The following is a 19,441-nucleotide window of genomic DNA, read 5'->3' on the forward strand; positions in this document are numbered from 1 at the left end:
GGCAACAATATCTTAATCCAAATCGTCCCTTTATTGGAATTGTTTACGGCCTACATTTGTAAATATCACCTCAAACGGCTTGTGGTCTCGTTCAATTCGTACCATCAGTTCCTTGCGGACAGCCCTTGCCTGATAAGAGTTAAGACGGAAGGCAAGCAGCAGAACAACCTCCATGTCATATACGGTGAGGTACAGGTTTCGGCTTTGTTTGATAGTCCGCTCTGTCTCGTAGGGTTTCACCAGTTCCTCTTTGTAGAGTGTTTGGATGGTGTTCCTTAGTTTCGGGATGAACACTCCGAAAAGGTCAACCAGTTCGGACTCACTCATCCAAATCTCTCCACTCGGTATAGTCAGTTCCCTGTACTCACTATGCTCACTCCACTCAATGATGTTTCTCTGTTCCATGTGTCTATGCTGTTTTGATGTTACTGAATGATGCATTTAGCTTGTTACCCAACATCGTCAGGTCATTATCCAACTTCTTGGTCGTGATACGTGCATAAATCTGAGTCGTAACGATGTTCGTATGTCCCAGTACTCGACTCACGCTTTCTATGGGCATGCCATTGGTTAAAGCCATTGTGGCAAACCCGTGTCTTGCACAATGAGCGGAGATAGGCTTGTCTATGCCACACTCCTTCATCACCGTTTTCAACTTCTTGCAGACACTCCAATAGTTGACCTCACCGAATATCGATTTGGGATTCTCCTTGGGGTAGTTCTGATAACGTTCGATGATTTGCAAGGGAACATCTAACAGCTTCACCTGATAGGGTACGTCTGTCTTGTGACGCTTGCCTACTATCCACTTGTCACCTTCAATCTCCACAATATTATCCGTTGTCAGTTCCTTCAAGTCCACAAACGAGAGGGCCGTAAAGTTCATGAACACGAACAAGTCACGGATAAAGGCGAGATTGCCATCTTCAAACTCATGTGTCATCACCGTCTTTAACTCTTCTTCTGTCAGGAATGTACGTTCCTTGCATTTAGGGCTGATATGGAACTGGGCGAAGACATTGCGCTGTATCTTGCCATTATCATGTGCTCTGCCTACCACTCCTTTCAGGTGCATGCACGACAGCCAGATGGTGGAATGCGCCAAGCCACGTTCATTGCTAAGGTACACACTGAACTCTTTGATAAAGTCAGGTGTCAGTTCTTGCATGGCAATGTCGTTCCGCTTGTAATTTGTCCGAAGGAAATCTGCAATGTAGTTCCTCGACCTCATCTGTATCTTGTAGGTTCCTTCTGCCCTGTCCTTGCCTACACGGCGTTTCAGATTGGCGACATCCTTATCAAAGGCTCCGAGCAGAGTCTCATATTCGCTGCCCAATCCCTGATAGGCATTCCTTACCATCTCGGCCGTTACAAATCCCTCGCGGTCAGCCAGACGCTGATAATGCTTGATAATCTGCGCTTTGATATTATCAAGGTCACGGTTAATCTGCAAAGCCTCCTTGCTTCTTCCCTTGGCGCAATTGCCCTTTACATCCCACATGGTCAGTGGGATATTCTTCTTACAACTGAACTGCGACTGCGATCCGTTGATTGTTACTCGTCCCATGATAGGGACAATTCCGTTTTTCTCCTTGCTCTTGTTGGCATAGAAGAGAATGTTGAATGTGCTTCTTGACATACTTCAATCCTTTTTTTATTCGGGCTGCAAAGATAATACCAATTTCCGAATTGCTTTTTCGGCAAAACAGTGCAGTTCGTATCATTGAAAACCAATCGGAGTGAAGTGCGTCATTCTGCGATTTTACACCCTTCGGATTTAGAAAAGTTTAACTGTCAACAAGGTCGTAAACGGGTTACGATTTGGCAACCTAACTCCTTCATCAATCCTCCCAAATTTGCATCCTACCATTTTCCAATATTCCTCATATTTCTTCGTATTGCCCTTATTTTAAGGCCGATTTGCGTTAATCTTCTAAAATTACTTTGCCACATCAGCATTATTTTGTAATTTTGCGCCCGAAATGAAGAAATTGTATATTGAAACGTATGGCTGCCAGATGAATGTGGCAGACTCAGAGGTGGTGGCATCTGTGATGCAGATGGCCGGTTATGAGACCACCGAGAAGTTGGAAGAGGCCGATGCCGTCTTCCTGAACACCTGTTCTGTTAGGGATAACGCAGAGCAGAAGATTTATCATCGTTTGGAGGCGCTCGATGCAGAGCGTCGCAAGCGCAAGAAGGAATCGCAAGACAATAAGAACCCCTTGATCATTGGTCTTCTGGGCTGTATGGCGGAGCGAGCCCAACAGGATTTGTTGGACAATCATCATTGCGACCTCGTGGCTGGTCCCGATGCCTATCTGTCGTTGCCCGATTTGATAGCCCAGGCAGAGACGGGCCATAAGGCGATGAACATTGAACTCTCCACCACAGAGACCTATAAAGATGTGGTGCCCCAGCGTATCGCCATGGGCCACAAGATTGGTGGATTTGTGAGCATCATGCGAGGTTGCAACAACTTCTGCCACTACTGTATTGTGCCTTACACTCGTGGTAGGGAGCGAAGCAGAGACGTGGAGAGCATCTTAAGAGAGGTTAGAGACCTGAGAGACAAGGGTTATAAAGAGGTAACACTCTTGGGACAGAATGTGAACTCGTATCTTTTTAAGGGAGACGAGGAGACAGGGAGACAAGACATTACTTTCCCGCAATTGCTGAGGATGGTGGCCGAGGAGGTGCCTACGATGCGTGTACGCTTTACCACCTCTCACCCTAAGGACATGAGCGACGAGACACTACGAGTCATCGCCGAGGTGCCCAATGTCTGCAAGCACATCCACCTGCCCGTACAAAGCGGAAGCGACAAGATTCTGAAGCTGATGAATCGTAAGTACACCCGTGAGTGGTATATGGATCGTGTGGCAGCCATCCGAAGGATTATCCCTGACTGTGGTCTCTCTACGGATATCTTCGTGGGCTACCACGACGAGACGGAGGAGGATCATCAGTTGTCGTTGAGTCTGATGCGCGAGGTAGGCTACGACTCAGCCTTTATGTTCAAATACTCGGAGCGCCCAGGCACCTATGCCTCAAAACATCTGCCCGACAACGTAGCCGAGGAGGAGAAGATTCGCCGACTCAACGAGCTCATTGCCCTGCAGACAGAGATGAGTGCCATCCGCAATAAAGCCGACGAGGGAAAGGAGTTCGACGTGCTGGTGGAAGGGTTCTCAAAACGATCCAGAGAACAGCTCTGTGGACGTACGGAGCAAAACAAAATGGTGGTCTTCAACAAGGCAGGCCATCATATCGGTGAAACGGTACGCGTCCGCATCACAGGGTCAACAAGTGCCACATTATTAGGAGAAGCAGTTGAAAAGTAAAAAGGTAAAAAAGTAAAAAAGTGAAAGAGTTTCTGAATGTCCTGAGGCGGTTTGTACCGCCATATAAGAAATACCTGGTGGCATCGGTGGTGTTCAATATCCTTTCGGTGATCCTCAACGTCTTCTCGTTTGCAGCCCTCATCCCCATCCTGCAGATTATCTTCAAGACGGGCGACGGCGAGACAGCCACTGCCCTGATGGCATGGGACTGGGCAAATGCTCAGGAGGTGCTGATGAACAACATGAACTACTACGTCAACCTGTTGATTGCCAAGGTAGGCCCCACCACCACGCTACTCGTCATCGGTCTTTTCCTGGCTTTCATGACGTTCCTGAAGACGGGTGCCTACTTCCTCTCTTCAGCCACCATCGTACCCATCCGCACTGGTGTGGTGCGTGATATCCGCAACCAACTCTATCAGAAAATCAATTCCCTGCCCCTCGGTTTCTTCTCTGAAGAGCGCAAGGGCGACATCATAGCCCGTATGAGCGGCGATGTACAGGAGATTGAGAACTCCATCATGTCATCGCTCGAGATGCTCTTCAAGAACCCCATCCTGATCATCGGCTACTTCGCCATGCTGCTATTCATCTCCTGGCAGCTGACGGTGTTTACGCTGGTGATCGTCCCCATCATGGGCTGGTTCATGGGTTGGGTAGGTCGTAAGCTGAAGGCCCAGAGCGTAAAGGCCCAGGCATTATGGAGCGACACGATGAGTCAGGTGGAGGAAACCCTCGGCGGCCTCCGCATCATCAAGGCGTTCTGTGCCGAAGAGAAGATGAACCGTCGTTTCGACTCCATCAACTCGGCCTACCGCAACGATGTTACAAGGGTGAACGTCCGTCAGTCGATGGCCCACCCCATGAGTGAGTTCCTCGGCACGGTGATGATTGTCATCGTCCTGTGGTTCGGTGGTGTACTGGTACTCAACAATCACACCCTCTCCGGACCTATCTTCATCTATTACATGGTGATGCTCTACTCCATCATCAATCCGCTGAAGGAGTTCTCGAAGGCGGGCTACAACATTCCCAAGGGACTGGCTTCCATGGAGCGTGTCGACAAGATCCTGATGGCCGAGAACACCATCAAGGAGTCGGCCACCCCCAAGCCCATCAAGAGTTTCGAGCACCAGATAGAGTTCAAGAATGTTAGCTTTGCTTATGGTGAGAAATATGTACTGAAAAACATCAATCTCGTGATTCCCAAGGGGAAAACCATTGCCCTGGTGGGACAGAGCGGCAGTGGCAAGTCGACGATGGTCGACCTGATTCCCCGTTACTACGATGTCCAGGAGGGTGAGGTACTCATCGACGGCATCAACGTAAAGGATCTGGGCATCTACGACCTGCGCCAACTGATCGGCAACGTCAATCAGGAGGCCATCCTCTTCAACGACTCGTTCCGCAACAACATCTCCTTCGGTGTCGACAACGCCACCCAGGAGCAGATTGAGGAGGCCGCAAAGATTGCCAATGCCTACGACTTTATCATGGCCTCCGAACAAGGCTTCGATACGAATATCGGCGACCGTGGCGGCCGTCTCTCCGGCGGTCAGCGCCAACGAGTCTCCATCGCCCGTGCCATTCTCAAGAATCCTCCCATCCTCATCCTCGACGAGGCCACCTCGGCCCTCGACACCGAGAGTGAGCGACTGGTGCAGGATGCCCTCGAACGACTGATGAAGACACGTACCACCGTGGCCATCGCCCACCGTCTCTCCACCATCAAGAATGCCGATGAGATCTGTGTGCTCCATGAAGGCAGGATTGTGGAGCGCGGCACCCACGAGGGTCTGCTGTCACAGGATGGCTATTACAAACGCCTGCATGAAATGCAACAATAGAAGTGAGACAAAGACTGATATATTTAGCTAAGGTATACTTGCTGACAGCAGTGGTATTCATTGCCGCCAAAGTAGTGTTTATGCTGGTCAACAGCGAGGGTCACACCTTTACCGCTGGCGACGTGTGGGATGTCATCTGCCACGGATTCACCCTCGACCTCTCCACCAGCCTCTATCTGCTGATCTTCCCCTTCGTCATCGCCCTGGCATCGCTCTGGTGGGACAATCAGAAGTGGCAAAGCCTCATCCTCCGCATCTATTACGCCCTCATCGCCACGGCCTTAATGCTCGCCTTCATCGCCGACACCAGCCTCTATTCCTTCTGGGGCTATAAGCTCGACGGCTCCTGTCTGCAGTATCTGGAGACACCTGCCGAGATGCGGGCCAGCGTGTCAGGATTCTATATGGCCATCCGACTAATCATCCTCTTCCTGGGCACCTATGCCCTCTGGTGGCTCTACAGCCATATTCGCCTCTGGAGCAAAAAACCCCAGAACAATACGGCGGCCACCATCATCGACCTGCTGCTGATACCCGTCTTCATCGTCGGCATCCGGGGCGGACTCGATGAGTCGACCACCAACATCGGACAGGTCTACTACTCACAGAACCAGTTCCTCAACCACTCGGCCGTCAACCCCGTATTCAATTTCTTCGAGTCGTTCGAGAAGACGGTCAGCGAGATTGTGGAATACCCGTTCTTCGACGACGCAAAATGTCAGGCACTCCTGAAAGACTGCTATCCCACGGAGAGCATCCTCACAGACACGCTGCTCAACACCCAGCGCCCCAACGTGGTCATCATCCTCATGGAGAGTGCCGGCGAGGTCTTCTCCAAAGCCATGCCCCGACTGCAACAGCTGAAGCAGGAAGGTATCACCTTCGACAACTGCTATGGCAACACCTACCGCACCGACCGAGGTACGGTATGCACCCTCAGCGGCTATCCATCGTTCCCCACCATGTCGGTGATGAAGATGGCCAACCGTGCCGCAGCCCTGCCTTCCATCGCCCGCACCCTGCAGCATGAGGGCTATGCCACCAGCTACCTCTACGGAGGCGACATCAACTTCACGAATATGCGCAGCTACCTGATAGCCACTGGCTGGGAGAAACTGCATTGGAAAGCCGACTACACCAATAAGGAACAGAAATCTGCCAAGTGGGGTGTACGCGACGATATCACCTTCCAGACGCTCTTCCAGCAAATCTGCACCGCCGACACCGCCCGCCATTTCCTCATGGGCTACTCCACCCTGAGCAGCCATGAGCCCTGGGATGTACCTAAGACAAGGAGACAGGGAGACAGGGAGACAAGGAAACAGGGAGACTTTGATGAGATTCAAAATGCGTTCAGCTATTTGGACGACTGTCTCGGCAACTTTGTCACCCAACTCAAGGCCACACCCTATTGGGACAACCTGCTCATCGTGCTCCTCCCCGACCACGGCATCAACTACAAGACGTTCGACGAGACCCGTCAGGAGCGCAACCATATCCCCCTCGTCTGGATTGGCGGGGCTGTCAAGTCACCACGCCACATCACCACGTTCTGTAACCAGAGCGACCTCGCCGCCACACTCCTCGGACAGATGGGGCTCCCCCACCACGACTACCGCTTCAGCCGCGATGTGCTGAGCAGCAACTATACCCGTCCCTATGCCTTCCACTGTTATAACAACGGCTTCTCCATGGTCGACAGCACCGGCTTCACCGTCTTCGACCTCAACAGCCAGCAGATGATCGTAGGTGACAACCAGTCGGCCGTCACCCTCGGCAAGGCTATCCTTCAGACAACATCACAAGACTTGAAACAACTGCAATGAAACAATACAAGCTTCTCTACCCCCTCGTGGCCGTCCTCGGCAACCTCCTCATCGCCTACGTGGTCTACTTTGTGGCCCGTCTGGCCTTCCTCTTCGAGAACTGGGGACTCTTTGCCGAGGGCCTCACCCATGCCCATCTTTTCGAACTGCTGAGGGGCGGCATCGTCTTCGACACCTCCGCCATCCTCTATACCAACGTTCTCTGGGTGGTGATGATGCTCTTCCCCGTCAGTCGTAAGGAGAACCCCACCTACCACACGCTGTGCCGCTGGGTGTTTGTCGTTGTCAACACCTTCGCCCTGATCATCAACCTCTGCGATGCCGTCTACTTCCAGTACACCATGCGCCGCACCACCGTCACCATATTCCATGAGTTCGGCAATGAAAACAACCTCGGCAGCATCTTCGGTCAGGAAGCCCTTGCCCACTGGTATTTCTTCCTCCTGGCAGCCGTACTGGCCTATGGCATGTGGCGACTATACATCACGCCACGCCTCGACTACCGACAGCTGAAGTGGAAACCCTATGCCGTCGCCACCTTCCTCTCCCTGCTCGCCTATGCCCCCTTCTGTGTGGCTGGCATGCGAGGCGGCTGGACCCGTGACGTGCGCCCCATCACCATCTCCAATGCCAACAACTACTGCGACCGTCCCACCGAGGCCGGCATCGTGCTCAACACCCCCTTCGCCCTCATCCGCACCTACGGCTTCAATGAGTTCGAGGTGCCCGACTACTTCTCCGATGAAGCCGAAATGGCACAGATCTTTGACCCCATCCATCACCCCACCGACTCCACGTTCAAAAAGAAAAACGTAGTGGTCATCATCATCGAGAGCTTCGGACGGGAATACATCGGAGCCTACAACAAACACCTGGACGGCGGGCACTACAAAGGCTACACCCCCTTTGCCGACTCCATCATCGCACACTCCCTCACGTTCACACATAGCTACTGCAACGGCCGGAAATCCATCGACGGCATGCCCAGCATCCTCTCATCGATACCTATGTTCGTCGAGCCCTTCTTCCTCTCGCCCTACTCCAACAACGCCATCTCCGGCATCGCCGACTGCCTCAATGGCAAGGGCTACTCCACCGCCTTCTTCCACGGTGCCGAACGCGGCTCCATGGGATTCATGGCCTTTGCCCGCGCCACTAAGTTCCAGAACTACTATGGCCGTGAAGACTTCGTGGCCGACAAACGGACGGTGGGCGACGAAGCCTTCGACGGCTGGTGGGGCATCAGCGACGAGCCCTTCCTGCAATATATGAACCTCAAGCTCTCCGAGACGCCGCAGCCCTTCATGGCCGCCGTCTTCACCCTGTCGAGCCACCATCCCTTCCGGGTGCCCGCCCCCTATAAGGATGTGTATAAGGAAGAAGCGCTACCCATCCACAAGGTCATCCGCTATACCGACAACGCCCTGCGCCTCTTCTTCGAGAGTGCCAGGAAACAACCGTGGTTCGAGAACACCATCTTCGCCATCACCTCCGACCACACCAACATGTCCAACCACGAGGAATACAAGACCGACCTCGGTGGCTTCTGCTCGCCCGTCATCTTCTACGATCCCACGGGAGAGATGGGTGTCGGCATGCGCGACGCCATTGCCCAGCAGATTGACATCATGCCCACCATCCTCGGCTACCTCGGTTACGACCAGCCCTACCTCGGCTTCGGCATTGACCTTCTGAAGACACCTGCCGAAGATACCTGGGCTGTCAACTACCTCAACGGCATCTACCAATACGTGAAATACGGTTATGTGCTGCAGTTCGACGGACAACATGCCAAGGCCGTCTATCGTTTAGACGACAGTCTGATGAAACAAAATCTTCTCGGAAAGGTCAAGGAACAGGCTCAGATGGAACTCGAACTCAAGGCCATCATCCAACAATACATGGAGCGCATCACCCAGAACAGGTTAACCCCCTAACGCCTGTTTCATGCGCCTTTCGGCCTCAATCCTGTGGAGGCGTTCTATCTCGTCGCCCTTCGGCACCACCTTGCCGTTCACCACCTCATACTTCTCATTAAACTCTTCCCTCGTACGCTTCCAGCGGTTATGGCTCCAGAGATACAGCTCCGGCTGCCGGCGTATCGAAGCCTCGAGCAGGTTGAAATACTTAGTGGTCAGTTCATACTCCGCCAGATGTAGGGGTTCGCGGGTAACAAGTCTGATTTCTCCCTCATAATAGCCGCGCTTCACCCGTCTCATATCCAAATAAAACACTTCATGCTTCATCTTCCTGATGATACGCTCTGTACCCGTCAGCACTGGTGTGTCATGGTTCAGGAAGTTACACCAGTGGTGGATATTGCGCCAGTGGGGTGCCTGGTCACTGATATAGCCTATCACCACGGGTTGGTTCTCACTGCGGTAGCGCAGAATCTCACGCAGCGTCGACTCCATGGGTATCGACACCGCCCCCATCCTGCCACGCTGCTTCAGGAACAGCCGGTCGATGTCCTTATTCTCTATCGGATGGTAGATTTGACCGCACACGGCCTCCTTCGTAAACCACAACGGCAGCGATGACACCCACTCCCAGTTGCAGAAATGACCTAAATAGAGGGCCGCCGAACCGCCCGACTTGAGGACTGCATTAATGATCTCCGTACCCTTGAACGTCATGCGCCGCTTCATCTCCTCGGGCGTGATGCTCATCATCTTGATGCTCTCCACCAGATAGTCGCAGAAGAAGTGGTAGAACCCGCGCTCGATATGGTGTATCTCCTTCTCGCTCTTCTCCGGAAACGACTCCACGAGATTCTTCCTCACGATATGGCGCCGGTAGCGCAACACATGGTAGAGCAGGTGGAACAGCAGGTCGGACACGACATAGAGCACAGACAGTGGCAACAAGGAGAACGAGTACCACAACGGATAGATGATGTAATACAGAATCTTCATACGGTCAGTCGATTTTGGCTTCAAAGGTAGGCATTTCGCGCCGAATACACAAATAATTAGGCGATTATTTGTACAAATGGCGGAAAATATGTACTTTTGCACACATGTATAAAATCAGATTCACCCCCTATCGCAAGGAATTAGGCACCATCATGAGCCGACAGACCAAGGGCCACGGCCTCATCTCGCTTGACGGACGCTACCAGTTCATCCTCGACGACAGCTGTGAGTCGCCCGACTTCTGGGTAGTGCAGGGTAAAGGTGTCCGCGAACCCCAGACGTGCCATGTGGCCCCCGCAAACACCATCATGCTCACCACCGAACCCCGTTCAGTACTCGTCTACCCCGACAAATACCTCCGGCAGTTCGGCATGGTATGCACCTGTCAGCCCCAGACGCACCACCCCCGTGTCCACTTTGGACCCGCCATCCTGCCCTGGTTCGTGGGCTATACCGAGGATGCCGAGGGCCACTGCCATTACACCCTCGACTACGACCGCCTCATCCAGCCCTCCGACGCTGCCGAGAAGACCCGCCTCATCTCTGTCATCACCAGCAACAAAGCCTTCACCCGCGGCCACCTCGACCGCATCCGCTTCGTCGAACAGCTCAAGGCCCACTACGGCGACCGTCTCGACGTCTTCGGACGTGGTTTCCGCGACTTCGATGACAAATGGGACGTGCTGCGCCCCTATAAATACCATATCGTGATTGAAAACACCTCACAGCCCTACTACTGGACCGAGAAGATCTCCGACTGTTATCTCGCCGAGACCTTTCCCTTCTACTACGGCTGCACCAACCTGACTGACTACTTCCCCGATGCCTCCTTCGAGCGCATCGACATCCGCCGTCCTGAACAGGCCATCGCCCTCATCGATGCCGCCATCGCCTCACAGCGCTACGAACAGACTGCCCCTGTGCTCGCCGAATGCAAGCTCAAGGTGCTCAACGAATATAATATGTTTGAATATGTGGCCCGACTCTGCGACACGCTCAATCCCAACGCCCCGAAAGAGGCCGTCACCATCCAGCCCTGTCGCTCCGGCCTTGCCCCAGAAAACTTCTTCAACTACACCTTCAAGCGCAACTACTACGAGCTGCTCACGAAGCTGCACTACCTGAGGAAAGGCAACACCTTAAAGTAAGTCCTTTGGCAAAAGCGCGGTAGCCTTCTCGAAATCCTCCGGCGTATCAAGCTCATACGAGAAGAAATCTGTCGTGTCCACGACCTTAAACGTATGTCCCTGCGGAATCAGGCGCTCAAAGGCCCGCTCATAAAAGATATTGATCAGCATCTCCTTCTCAATCATCTGGTCGAGTTCCTTAAACAGGGCCTCACTATAGTCAGCCGTCATTTTCTCGATGCCCACGCTCTCGCCCACGGCATCCTCCACGCGGCAGGTCTTGCTGATCTCCGTGATGCGGTTATCCCCGTCCACCACTATCTTCATCTCCTCCTCGCCCAGCTCGTGGCGGTTCAGTGCCAGTGCCGGCTCCTGTTGCTGCGCCACGGCGGCCACGGCCTTCGGGTCACAGAGTATGTCGCTGTCCATCAGCAGGAACTCCTGCCCCCTCACCGCCTGTCCGGCCAGCCAGAGTGAATAGATATTATTATTGTGCTCGTAATCAGCATTATGGATATAGCGGAACTTTACCTGCGGATAATGCATCTTCAGGAATGCCTGCATCATCTGACTCTTATAGCCTGTCACGATCACAAACTCTGTGATGCCCGCCGCGGCCATCGCGTCGATGGTACGCTCCAGCAAGGTCCTGTTGCCCACCTTCAGCAGGCACTTCGGCACCTTATCCGTCAGGGGCCTTAGCCTTTTCGCCATCCCCGCCGCCAAAATCACTCCTATCATAAGCAGCGCAATATGGTATCGACCACGGTCTGTGTCTGTTCCTTACGTCCCAGCGTGATGCGCAGGCAGTCCTCCAGACCCTTGTCGGTCATAAACTTAATCTTATAATCCTGCTCGGCCAGTGCCTTCTGCAGCCGTTCCTTGATGGCTGTCGGGTACTTGATCAGGATGAAGTTCGCCACGCTCTTATACACCTTAAAGCCCGGCTTGTCGCCCAGAGCCTTCTTATACAGCTGGCGCCCCCACTCCATCTCGTCGGCCACATGGCGGTAATGGTCGTCGCTGTCGAGCGCTGCCAATGCCACCGCCTCCGAAAAACGGTTATACCCCAGATACTTATTGATATAACTCACGAAATGGTCGTGGCCTGCCCCGATGAATCCGAATCCACAGCGCAGTCCGGGCAGTCCGTAGAACTTCGACAGCGTCCTCGAGATGATCAGGTTCTTATACTTATTCACCAGCGGTGCGATATAATCCGTGTCGCTCGTGATGAAGCTGGCATAGGCCTCGTCGATGAGCACCATCGTGTCGTCGGGGATATGCTCCATGATACGTCCTATCTCCTCGGGAGTCAGGCTGTTACCCGTCGGGTTGTTCGGCGAGGCCAGCAGCAGCATCCTCGGGTGTATGCGGTTCGTATAGTCTATCACCTCGTCCACGTCGTAGGCAAACGTGTCCTCCTGTTCGTGGAGGGGATACATCTCGAACGTGCCGTAGCACTCTGCCGCTACCTTATTATAATACCACCATGAAAACTCGGGAATCAGTATCTTCTTATTATCCCCCTTGGCTGCACCTAAGCCCCTCGCGACTCGGCCATCTTCGAGCTCGCTCGGATGGCTCTCGCTGCTCGGGTCTTTCATCAGGTAATAATGTATGGCATTCTTCAGGATATCCTCGCCGCCGTAAGCCAGCAGCACCTGCTCCTCGGGCACGCCGTAGATCTCGCTCAGGCGTACCGACACCACGCTCTTCTTTCCCTGGTCGTAGATACGGGTATAGAAGCACAGTGTCTTCGGGTCGAAATTCCTGATGGCCTCCACCACCTTCTGGCTCGGCTCGAAATTAAACTCATTCCTGTCTAAATAGTTCATATCTTCAATCTTTCTTAACTCTTCCAAACGTCTTGATACTTGTATACTTACGCCAGATGTTCAGTTTCCGGTGTGTAGGCACCCCGTGACGGCGGATAAAATCGCGCGCCCCCTCGAGCATCCTGTGCCCCACCTGTCCGTCCAGGTAAGGGTCGTAATTCTCTATCACCCAGCGCCTCAGCTGTGCCATGCCGTCACCCTGTGTCACCTCGTCGTAAGCCTCCACCAACTCCTCGGGCTGCGCCATGTCGCGCCAGTAGATCTCCTTCGCGGCAGCCCGCAGGGTGATCACCGGCTTATCCAGCAGCAGGAACTCGTAAATGGTCGACGACGTATCACTGATCATCGCGTCGGCCATCAGCATATACTTCGTCACAGTATAATCGTCAATCCACAACATGCCCTCGGTCTCGGCGGCCAACTGTCGGTACTCCTCCATGATCTCGGGCTTCGTCAGGGGGTGGAACTTCAGCAGCAGCAGCACGTCGCGCTGCCTCACCAGGTCCACCAGGGCCTGCTGCATAAACGGCAGCGACGTCAGCGAGGGTGAGAATGTCGGGGCATACAGCACAATCCTGCTCCTGCCGCTCTCCTTCAGCAGCCGCTCCCGCTCACCGTCAAAGGTGTGCAGGTTGCGGTATATCCAGTCCTGCCGGGGCCATCCTGTCTCCAGCACCTCGAAGTCGCCGTACTTCTTCGCCAGGCGCTCAAAGCCCTTGGTGAAAAAAGGTCCCTGTGTGAAATACGTGTCGAAATAGCGTCGTATCACCCAGTGGTCCTTCTTCTCGGCGGCATAGCCGTGAAACACCTGTATCTTCACGCCGGGCAGGTAGTACGGCACGATATTTCCCGGCACGAACACGGCCTCCGGCTGGAAATCATAGATGGCCTGCATGTCGTGGGTCCATGCCACCTCTCCGTCGAGTGGAAACTCGCTGATGCGCTTTCTGTGTACATACCACAGCATCTCATTGCCGCCCTCCCTGACTGCCTCGTCGTGGATGGGCTTCAGGATGTCGATGGCATACTTATTCTCACAGAACAATACGATTCTCATTATCTTTGGTGCATAAATCGCTGCAAAGATAGCATAAAACTTCGAAATATGCAAATTTATTTGGAAAATCGCTTCTTTTGCCTTACCTTTGCAGTCTAAAACGAAAGGAAATGGACAAAAAAAAGACCTTTGGCGAACTCATCCGCTTTGGAATCGTCGGTGTACTGGCTGTAGCCATCCACTACGCCATCTACTGGTTGCTGCAATACTGGATCGACCTCAACGTCGCTTTCACCATCGGCTACATCATCAGTTTCTTTGCCAACTACTACCTCTCCGCCCACTTCACGTTCCGTGAAAAGACCAGCACGCGCAACGGTGCCGGCTTTGCAGGTGCCCACATCTTCAACTACTTCCTGCAGCTGGGTCTCTTCAACTTCTTCCTGTGGGTAGGTGTCCACCGCATCCTGGCACCCTTTGCCGTCTTCTGCATCTCCGTCCCTGTCAACTTCCTCGTCGTCCGCTTTGTCTTCAAGCACTTCAAGAAACACAATCCCTGACCCCCCATCTGTCACTTTTCAGAATTTCCAGCGTAGCTGGAGGTCGATGTCGGTCTGGGACGATGCGTCGATCTGCTGATAGCTGCTGCCGATATGGTTGCGGTCGAAGTAGTCTGTCACCCCGACCTTGGCGGTAAGTGTCAGATGCCGGCCTATCTGGGCCTTCGCCATCAGCCAGTAGCGGATGCCCTCGCCATAATACTGTCCCATCGAATAGGTGTAGAGCGGCCCACTCTCATAGAGCCAGACACGACTGTCGTAACTGTCGGTATGGAAATAGCCTACACCTGCATTGAGCCGCAGCCAGTGAGAGGTGTACGACAGACTCTCGCTCAGCATAGCCCCCCACTCGCCCTCGCCATAGGCACTGTAGCCGCCATCCAACTGCGTGCGACAGCCGAAGCCGCCGTCATGGGTATAGTCGGCACTCAGACGGGCACGATGCACCCAGAGATGGTCCAGGGCGGTCTTGTCGGCATTATCCTGTTGTTTCATCCTCAGACGGTATCTGCCCCCTATCGTCCAATGTCGGCCGGTATGGGTAAGCTGTAGCAGATGGTCCCACGAATGCGATGACTGCGACACCCGATAGCGGGCCCAAGGGAAATAGGCAAAGTCGGCATAATAGTCAGCACGCCAGGCGGGCGACGGTTGCCACGAGAGTCCGAGATAGACACCGCTCTCATTCTGCACCCGCCCGCCGTCACTGTAGCTCTGGGCATCGAGCGAGGTGTAGCTGTAGGAGTAGAACCGCTGGAGGGCCATCAGGCTGAGTTCGTCGCTCACCCGCCAGCTCAGCGAATGGATGGTTGCCAGATGACCGCCACCGTCGACAGCCGTCTCGCCATTCAGGGCCAGGCGATGACCTACATAGCCATAGTCGAGGCTGGCATTGAGGAAGTGGCTGCCCTGCGGATAATGCCGGCGATAGAGTTGGCGGGTATTGGGGTTCAGTTCACGGTTCAGATGGACATAGAGCCCGTTGACGCCCAGATGGAAGCCGCGGGATTGGTATCGCAGGCTACCGCCCGTCTTAAGCACATGCAGGTTGTGCTTCTTCTTCATCTCCGTTTTCGTGCGGTGGTAGCCGTCGCTGAGAATCGTGGCAGCCGTAGAGTCCATGTTCAGTGTGGCGTCCATCCCACGATAGGATACAAGGGCCGTCAGCTTCAGGTCTCTGCCCAGACGAAGTGCCATTGCGGCTCCCTGCAGATAACCGTCGGAGCGTGAGGAGTGGGCCCTGACGGTATTGGCAGCGCGCCCCAGGTTCTGGAGCATCGACACCTTGCCGAGGCTGAAACCGTTGTTCATCACCAGTCCCATGCCCATCGACACCCGGTAGTTGCCTATCACCAAGCTCTCCACGCGCCCCCAATTCCTGATTTGCAGATAAGGGGAATAGAAATCATATCCCCAGCTGTTACGGTCTGAGAAGAAAGGCTCTCCGGCATCCTGTGCTGCCACCAGCCCTATTTTCACTTGGTCGCCATAACTGAACTGATAGCGCAGCCAGTGACGGTATGGACTGCCCAGGTAGCCGTCGCTGTCTCCCTTCCGTTCGTAGAGGGGGATGCGGCCTGAAGCCATCAGCTCATGGTGGCCATATCGCATCACATCATGCCAACGGAGCCCCTGCGATGGCTCTTCATCATTGATCTGCAGGAAATACGTAAGCAACTGTCGACGAGTATAGTCGAGCGAACGGATCATCTGCAGTTCCCCTAACGACTTCATGGACCCGTAACGATAGAGGTACTCCATGATTTCCTCAATCTGCAGGGCAGAGAGGAAGGGCAATTCCTCCAGTTGTTCACGCGTCAAAGTCCGGACGTCAAGCGGACTCTGTTCCAGCTCGCACAACAGATCATAGGTCTGTTCCCACGACGACGACTCAACATCTTCAGCCGTCATGACTTCATTGAAGTATTGTGCCCAAGGCCGCTCCTCTTGAGCGCAGGCGCCCGAGACCACCAATAACAATAAAAATAGAATTTGTGCCTTCATCAGCAACTCATTTTAAGTTTAACGCTGCAAAGGTACAAAAAAACGAGAACAAAACCAAATTTTATTTGAGTTTTTTCGAACGTGAGCACTCGGCTTTCTTGAGACCTTCGGAACAAACCTAGTCAAGATGACATTCTTCTGCGGCCATGGCTGGATAGGTATCTCCGAATTGCCTTTTTTCGAGTAGAGGCAGAACAAGTAATGTTTATTTACAAGTGTCAACAACATGAAAAAACTAACAACAAATAAGATCAAAATAGGTCTAAGCCATCACCTCGATGGTTAAACAACTGATTTTTAATGTTTTAAGTGGTGACGGCTGCACTTTTGAGCCGTCACCCAGCCGTCACCGAAGCGGCTTTTTGGTAAGAGATACGGACAAAAATGGGCTTTAACAAGGCTTAAAACATTGGTTATCAAGCAGTTCCCTAACAGCAAAGATAAAAGGAAAAAGTTTGTTTCCATAGGGGAAACAAGTTGTTCCAAACGGGGGAATATAGTAGTTCCCATAATGGGAACAAACTATTCCCATGGTGGGAACAACGAGAAACCAATATCCGAAAGAGGCAAAGATATGGTAATTTTATTTGAAAATCGACTTGTGGTGATGGCAGGGTGACGGCTCAAAAGGGCAGCCGTCACCATTTAATATATTGATAGTCAGCAGGAAAGGCCATGTGGTGACGGCTTAAGCCATTTTTAAACTATTTCGTGGGTGGAGAATTTGCTTGCACATTTTCCTTTGTCATCTCGACTAAGCGGAGCGCATGGAGAGATCTCATGAGATCCCTCGACTACGCTCGGAATGACAGGAAAGAAAGAGATCTCTCGACTACGTTCGAGATGACAAGAAAAGGGGCAGGCGATGATTCGCTTAGCATCGAACGTAAAAATCGATGGCATCTTCAGGAAACGTTCCCTTAATTTCTCTTTTATTCCCATTTGTAACTGAACTTTTTAACAGAAGAATGTGCCAGCCATGGGCCAGGGCCAGCCACACCGCCAGCCATGGGGACTGGCTCCTGAGGCCGTTTTAGCATTAACTTTGTACTCAGATTCGAGCCGACCGGATGCGGACTGAACGAAACTCGTAAGGCTATTTATGAGGATCACAAGTTTGAGTTGATTAGTCTTTTCGTACGAGAATAAAAATAAAAAAATGTTTTTATATTTTGGAGTTTGAACACTTATTATTATTTTTGCACCCGAAATGAAGAAGGTTTTGTCTACGATATGGGTTTTGGCGATGTGGCTGCCAGGGCAGGCACAGGAGCAGCGGATGACCGCAGAGCAGGTGCTGGCGGAGATGGATTCGCCTACGTTTGTGCCGACGGTGAGGGTGGGCAAGACATTCTACGAAGGCGACAGCATACAGCTGATGGAGATGAACAACGTGTATGTGTACCCCGAGCTGACGTTTAAGAACCGGAAACAGGCAGAGAGCTATATGCGGCTGGTGAGGAACGTGAAGGCCGTATTGCCCATTGCCAAGCAGGCCAGACAGATGCTGATAGAGACCACGGAGTATCTGGAGACACTGCCCACCAAGGAGGAGAAGGACGCACACATCAAGCGCGTGGAGGAGGATATCTTCAAGACCTATAAGCCCAAGATGAAGAAACTGTCGTATTCGCAGGGCAAGCTGCTGATCAAACTGATCGACCGCGAGTGCCACTCGTCGAGCTACGACATGATCAAGGCCTTTATGGGACCACTGCGCGCCGGGTTCTGGCAGGTGTTTGCCTGGGGATTCGGCGCCAGCCTGAAGAAGGAGTATGAACCCGAGGGCGTGGACCGCCTGACAGAACGCATCGTGCTGATGGTAGAGGCAGGACAGATATGAGAATAGGAATTGACGCAAAGAGGATTGTGAATAATACGGCGGGCCTGGGAAGCTATGGCCGTACACTGACAAACATACTGGCAGCTGACAGCCGACTGGACCTGCACCTTTATGCACCCAACAAGGGAAGAGACGCCCTACGAGGACAAATAGCTGAGCGAGAGAACGTGAAGTTTCACTATTGGAAGAAAGGATTCCTGCCCAAGGCTTTAGGCAGCGGACTGTGGCGAAGCTACGGCATCGTGAGCGACCTGAAGCGCGACGGCATAGAGCTCTACCACGGCATCGCCGGTGAGTTGCCCATCGGCATCAGAAAGAGCGGCATTAAGAGCGTGGTGACCGTTCACGATGTGATCTTCCTGCACCATCCGGAGTTTTACAGACAGCACGACGGATGGGTGTACCGATGGAAATTCAGACACACCTTACAGGAGGCCGATCACTTCGTGGCCATCAGCGAGACAACCAAGCGCGACCTGATGACCTATGCCCACGTGGACGAGAGCAAGATAACACTGATTTACCAAACATGTGCACCAAGGTTCTCGGCTGTGAGGAATCAGGCACTGGAGGAGCGCGTAAGGACACTATACAGCCTGCCGGCACGATTCATGCTGAGCGTAGGGACTGTGGAGACGCGAAAGAATATTCTGCTGGCCGTCAAGGCCCTGCACCATCTGCCAGACGACCTGGCACTGGTGGTGGTGGGAAGCTATAAACAGTATACGAAGGTGGTGAACGACTATATAGCGAAACACGGGATGGAGAACCGCGTCATATTGTTACACAACGTACCCGACGAGCACCTGCCGGCTTTCTACACAATGGCCGAGGTGTTTGTGTATCCATCGTGGTACGAGGGGTTCGGCATCCCTGTGGTGGAGGCTATCCACTGCGGCCTGCCCGTTGTTGCCTGCACGGGATCGAGTCTGGAGGAGGCGGGCGGCCCCGATTGCCTCTATGTGGCACCCGATGATGAACAGGCCATGGCCGAGGCCATCAGGCAATCGCTACGAGGAGCACCAGGCCGAGAAGGGCGCATTGTCAATAGCCAGGACTACGTACGGCGTTTCGAGGAGAACGACATCGCCCGCCAGATGACAGCTCTCTACGAAAGGTTGCTTTAACTTTTTCCAGACC

Annotated in this window: 15 protein-coding genes; 8 read left to right on the top strand and 7 right to left on the bottom strand. The window is 53.2% G+C overall.

Translation table 11 applies throughout. The features are described 5' to 3' along the window. Positions 1-30 precede the first annotated feature (30 nt). Together BMY16_RS05170 and BMY16_RS05175 are read right to left on the bottom strand one after the other, a co-directional pair. A complete protein-coding gene (locus tag BMY16_RS05170) occupies positions 31-405 on the bottom strand; it encodes a hypothetical protein (protein WP_091840639.1) in 375 nt (124 codons plus the stop codon). A 4-nt stretch (positions 406-409) separates the two neighbouring features. Further along, positions 410-1,639, bottom strand: a complete 1,230-nt coding sequence (locus BMY16_RS05175; RefSeq protein ID WP_091840640.1) for a site-specific integrase — start codon at positions 1,637-1,639, stop codon at positions 410-412. A gap of 343 nt (positions 1,640-1,982) precedes the next feature. Between BMY16_RS05175 and miaB the strand changes: the two genes are divergently transcribed. Genes miaB through BMY16_RS05195 form a run of 4 tightly spaced genes read left to right on the top strand, consistent with a single transcriptional unit; the run spans position 1,983 to position 8,954 of the window. Next, positions 1,983-3,344 carry a tRNA (N6-isopentenyl adenosine(37)-C2)-methylthiotransferase MiaB gene (gene miaB / locus BMY16_RS05180; RefSeq protein ID WP_091840642.1) on the top strand — a complete coding sequence of 454 codons (1,362 nt, stop codon included), beginning with the start codon at positions 1,983-1,985 and terminating at the stop codon, positions 3,342-3,344. 20 nt (positions 3,345-3,364) lie between these two features. Then, complete coding sequence (locus BMY16_RS05185; RefSeq protein WP_091840643.1) at positions 3,365-5,191, top strand: ABC transporter ATP-binding protein; 1,827 nt, start codon at positions 3,365-3,367, stop codon at positions 5,189-5,191. 2 nt (positions 5,192-5,193) lie between these two features. Then, positions 5,194-7,017 carry an LTA synthase family protein gene (locus BMY16_RS05190; protein WP_139207129.1) on the top strand — a complete coding sequence of 608 codons (1,824 nt, stop codon included), beginning with the start codon at positions 5,194-5,196 and terminating at the stop codon, positions 7,015-7,017. Next, the gene (locus BMY16_RS05195; RefSeq protein ID WP_091840646.1) at positions 7,014-8,954 is read left to right on the top strand and encodes an LTA synthase family protein; all 1,941 of its coding nucleotides are present in this window, start codon (positions 7,014-7,016) and stop codon (positions 8,952-8,954) included. The genes BMY16_RS05190 and BMY16_RS05195 overlap by 4 nt, the downstream gene beginning before the upstream one ends. Here the strand turns inward: BMY16_RS05195 and BMY16_RS05200 are convergent. Beyond that, positions 8,943-9,932 carry a lysophospholipid acyltransferase family protein gene (locus tag BMY16_RS05200; protein WP_091840648.1) on the bottom strand — a complete coding sequence of 330 codons (990 nt, stop codon included), beginning with the start codon at positions 9,930-9,932 and terminating at the stop codon, positions 8,943-8,945. The two genes, BMY16_RS05195 and BMY16_RS05200, sit on opposite strands and share 12 nt — an antisense overlap. Positions 9,933-10,036: 104 nt before the next feature. Here BMY16_RS05200 and BMY16_RS05205 point away from each other — a divergent pair, with 104 nt between their 5' ends. Further along, positions 10,037-11,080, top strand: a complete 1,044-nt coding sequence (locus BMY16_RS05205; RefSeq protein ID WP_091840650.1) for a glycosyltransferase family 10 domain-containing protein — start codon at positions 10,037-10,039, stop codon at positions 11,078-11,080. On the opposite strand, the gene BMY16_RS05210 is transcribed toward BMY16_RS05205, so the two are convergent. Genes BMY16_RS05210 through BMY16_RS05220 form a run of 3 tightly spaced genes read right to left on the bottom strand, consistent with a single transcriptional unit; the run spans position 11,072 to position 13,954 of the window. Beyond that, positions 11,072-11,800, bottom strand: a complete 729-nt coding sequence (locus BMY16_RS05210; protein ID WP_091840651.1) for a phosphocholine cytidylyltransferase family protein — start codon at positions 11,798-11,800, stop codon at positions 11,072-11,074. The genes BMY16_RS05205 and BMY16_RS05210 overlap by 9 nt on opposite strands. Then, positions 11,797-12,897: a pyridoxal phosphate-dependent aminotransferase gene (locus BMY16_RS05215; RefSeq protein WP_091840653.1), complete on the bottom strand. Its 1,101-nt coding sequence runs from the start codon at positions 12,895-12,897 to the stop codon at positions 11,797-11,799. Before BMY16_RS05215 ends, BMY16_RS05210 begins: the two co-directional genes overlap by 4 nt. Before the next feature lie 4 nt (positions 12,898-12,901). Continuing rightward, the gene (locus BMY16_RS05220) at positions 12,902-13,954 is read right to left on the bottom strand and encodes a CDP-glycerol glycerophosphotransferase family protein (protein WP_091840654.1); all 1,053 of its coding nucleotides are present in this window, start codon (positions 13,952-13,954) and stop codon (positions 12,902-12,904) included. A 110-nt stretch (positions 13,955-14,064) separates the two neighbouring features. Here BMY16_RS05220 and BMY16_RS05225 point away from each other — a divergent pair, with 110 nt between their 5' ends. Further along, positions 14,065-14,454: a GtrA family protein gene (locus tag BMY16_RS05225; RefSeq protein ID WP_091840656.1), complete on the top strand. Its 390-nt coding sequence runs from the start codon at positions 14,065-14,067 to the stop codon at positions 14,452-14,454. Positions 14,455-14,472: 18 nt separating this feature from the next. Here the strand turns inward: BMY16_RS05225 and BMY16_RS05230 are convergent, their stop codons facing one another. Then, entirely contained in the window at positions 14,473-16,458 is a 1,986-nt protein-coding gene (locus BMY16_RS05230; RefSeq protein ID WP_091840657.1) for a ComEA family DNA-binding protein, read from the bottom strand. A gap of 1,210 nt (positions 16,459-17,668) precedes the next feature. Here BMY16_RS05230 and BMY16_RS05235 point away from each other — a divergent pair. Together BMY16_RS05235 and BMY16_RS05240 are read left to right on the top strand one after the other, a co-directional pair. After that, positions 17,669-18,301: a DUF4294 domain-containing protein gene (locus BMY16_RS05235; protein WP_091840659.1), complete on the top strand. Its 633-nt coding sequence runs from the start codon at positions 17,669-17,671 to the stop codon at positions 18,299-18,301. Then, positions 18,298-19,428 (top strand): glycosyltransferase family 4 protein, encoded by a 1,131-nt coding sequence (locus BMY16_RS05240; RefSeq protein ID WP_091840660.1) that lies wholly within the window; start codon positions 18,298-18,300, stop codon positions 19,426-19,428. Before BMY16_RS05235 ends, BMY16_RS05240 begins: the two co-directional genes overlap by 4 nt. Positions 19,429-19,441: the final 13 nt, after the last annotated feature.

The sequence above is a fragment of the Prevotella sp. ne3005 genome, assembly GCF_900110085.1.
In the GTDB taxonomy this organism is placed as follows: Bacteria; Bacteroidota; Bacteroidia; order Bacteroidales; family Bacteroidaceae; genus Prevotella.

What these genes read in the sequence shown, in the direction of transcription:
- BMY16_RS05240 (WP_091840660.1), top strand. Translation starts at nt 18,298, where the DNA reads ATGAGAATAGGAATTGACGCAAAGAGGATTGTGAATAATACGGCGGGC.
- BMY16_RS05210 (WP_091840651.1), bottom strand. Translation starts at nt 11,800, where the DNA reads ATGATAGGAGTGATTTTGGCGGCGGGGATGGCGAAAAGGCTAAGGCCC.
- BMY16_RS05175 (WP_091840640.1), bottom strand. Translation starts at nt 1,639, where the DNA reads ATGTCAAGAAGCACATTCAACATTCTCTTCTATGCCAACAAGAGCAAG.
- BMY16_RS05225 (WP_091840656.1), top strand. Translation starts at nt 14,065, where the DNA reads ATGGACAAAAAAAAGACCTTTGGCGAACTCATCCGCTTTGGAATCGTC.
- BMY16_RS05235 (WP_091840659.1), top strand. Translation starts at nt 17,669, where the DNA reads ATGAAGAAGGTTTTGTCTACGATATGGGTTTTGGCGATGTGGCTGCCA.
- BMY16_RS05200 (WP_091840648.1), bottom strand. Translation starts at nt 9,932, where the DNA reads ATGAAGATTCTGTATTACATCATCTATCCGTTGTGGTACTCGTTCTCC.
- BMY16_RS05215 (WP_091840653.1), bottom strand. Translation starts at nt 12,897, where the DNA reads ATGAACTATTTAGACAGGAATGAGTTTAATTTCGAGCCGAGCCAGAAG.
- BMY16_RS05230 (WP_091840657.1), bottom strand. Translation starts at nt 16,458, where the DNA reads ATGAAGGCACAAATTCTATTTTTATTGTTATTGGTGGTCTCGGGCGCC.
- BMY16_RS05195 (WP_091840646.1), top strand. Translation starts at nt 7,014, where the DNA reads ATGAAACAATACAAGCTTCTCTACCCCCTCGTGGCCGTCCTCGGCAAC.
- BMY16_RS05170 (WP_091840639.1), bottom strand. Translation starts at nt 405, where the DNA reads ATGGAACAGAGAAACATCATTGAGTGGAGTGAGCATAGTGAGTACAGG.
- BMY16_RS05220 (WP_091840654.1), bottom strand. Translation starts at nt 13,954, where the DNA reads ATGAGAATCGTATTGTTCTGTGAGAATAAGTATGCCATCGACATCCTG.
- BMY16_RS05205 (WP_091840650.1), top strand. Translation starts at nt 10,037, where the DNA reads ATGTATAAAATCAGATTCACCCCCTATCGCAAGGAATTAGGCACCATC.
- miaB (WP_091840642.1), top strand. Translation starts at nt 1,983, where the DNA reads ATGAAGAAATTGTATATTGAAACGTATGGCTGCCAGATGAATGTGGCA.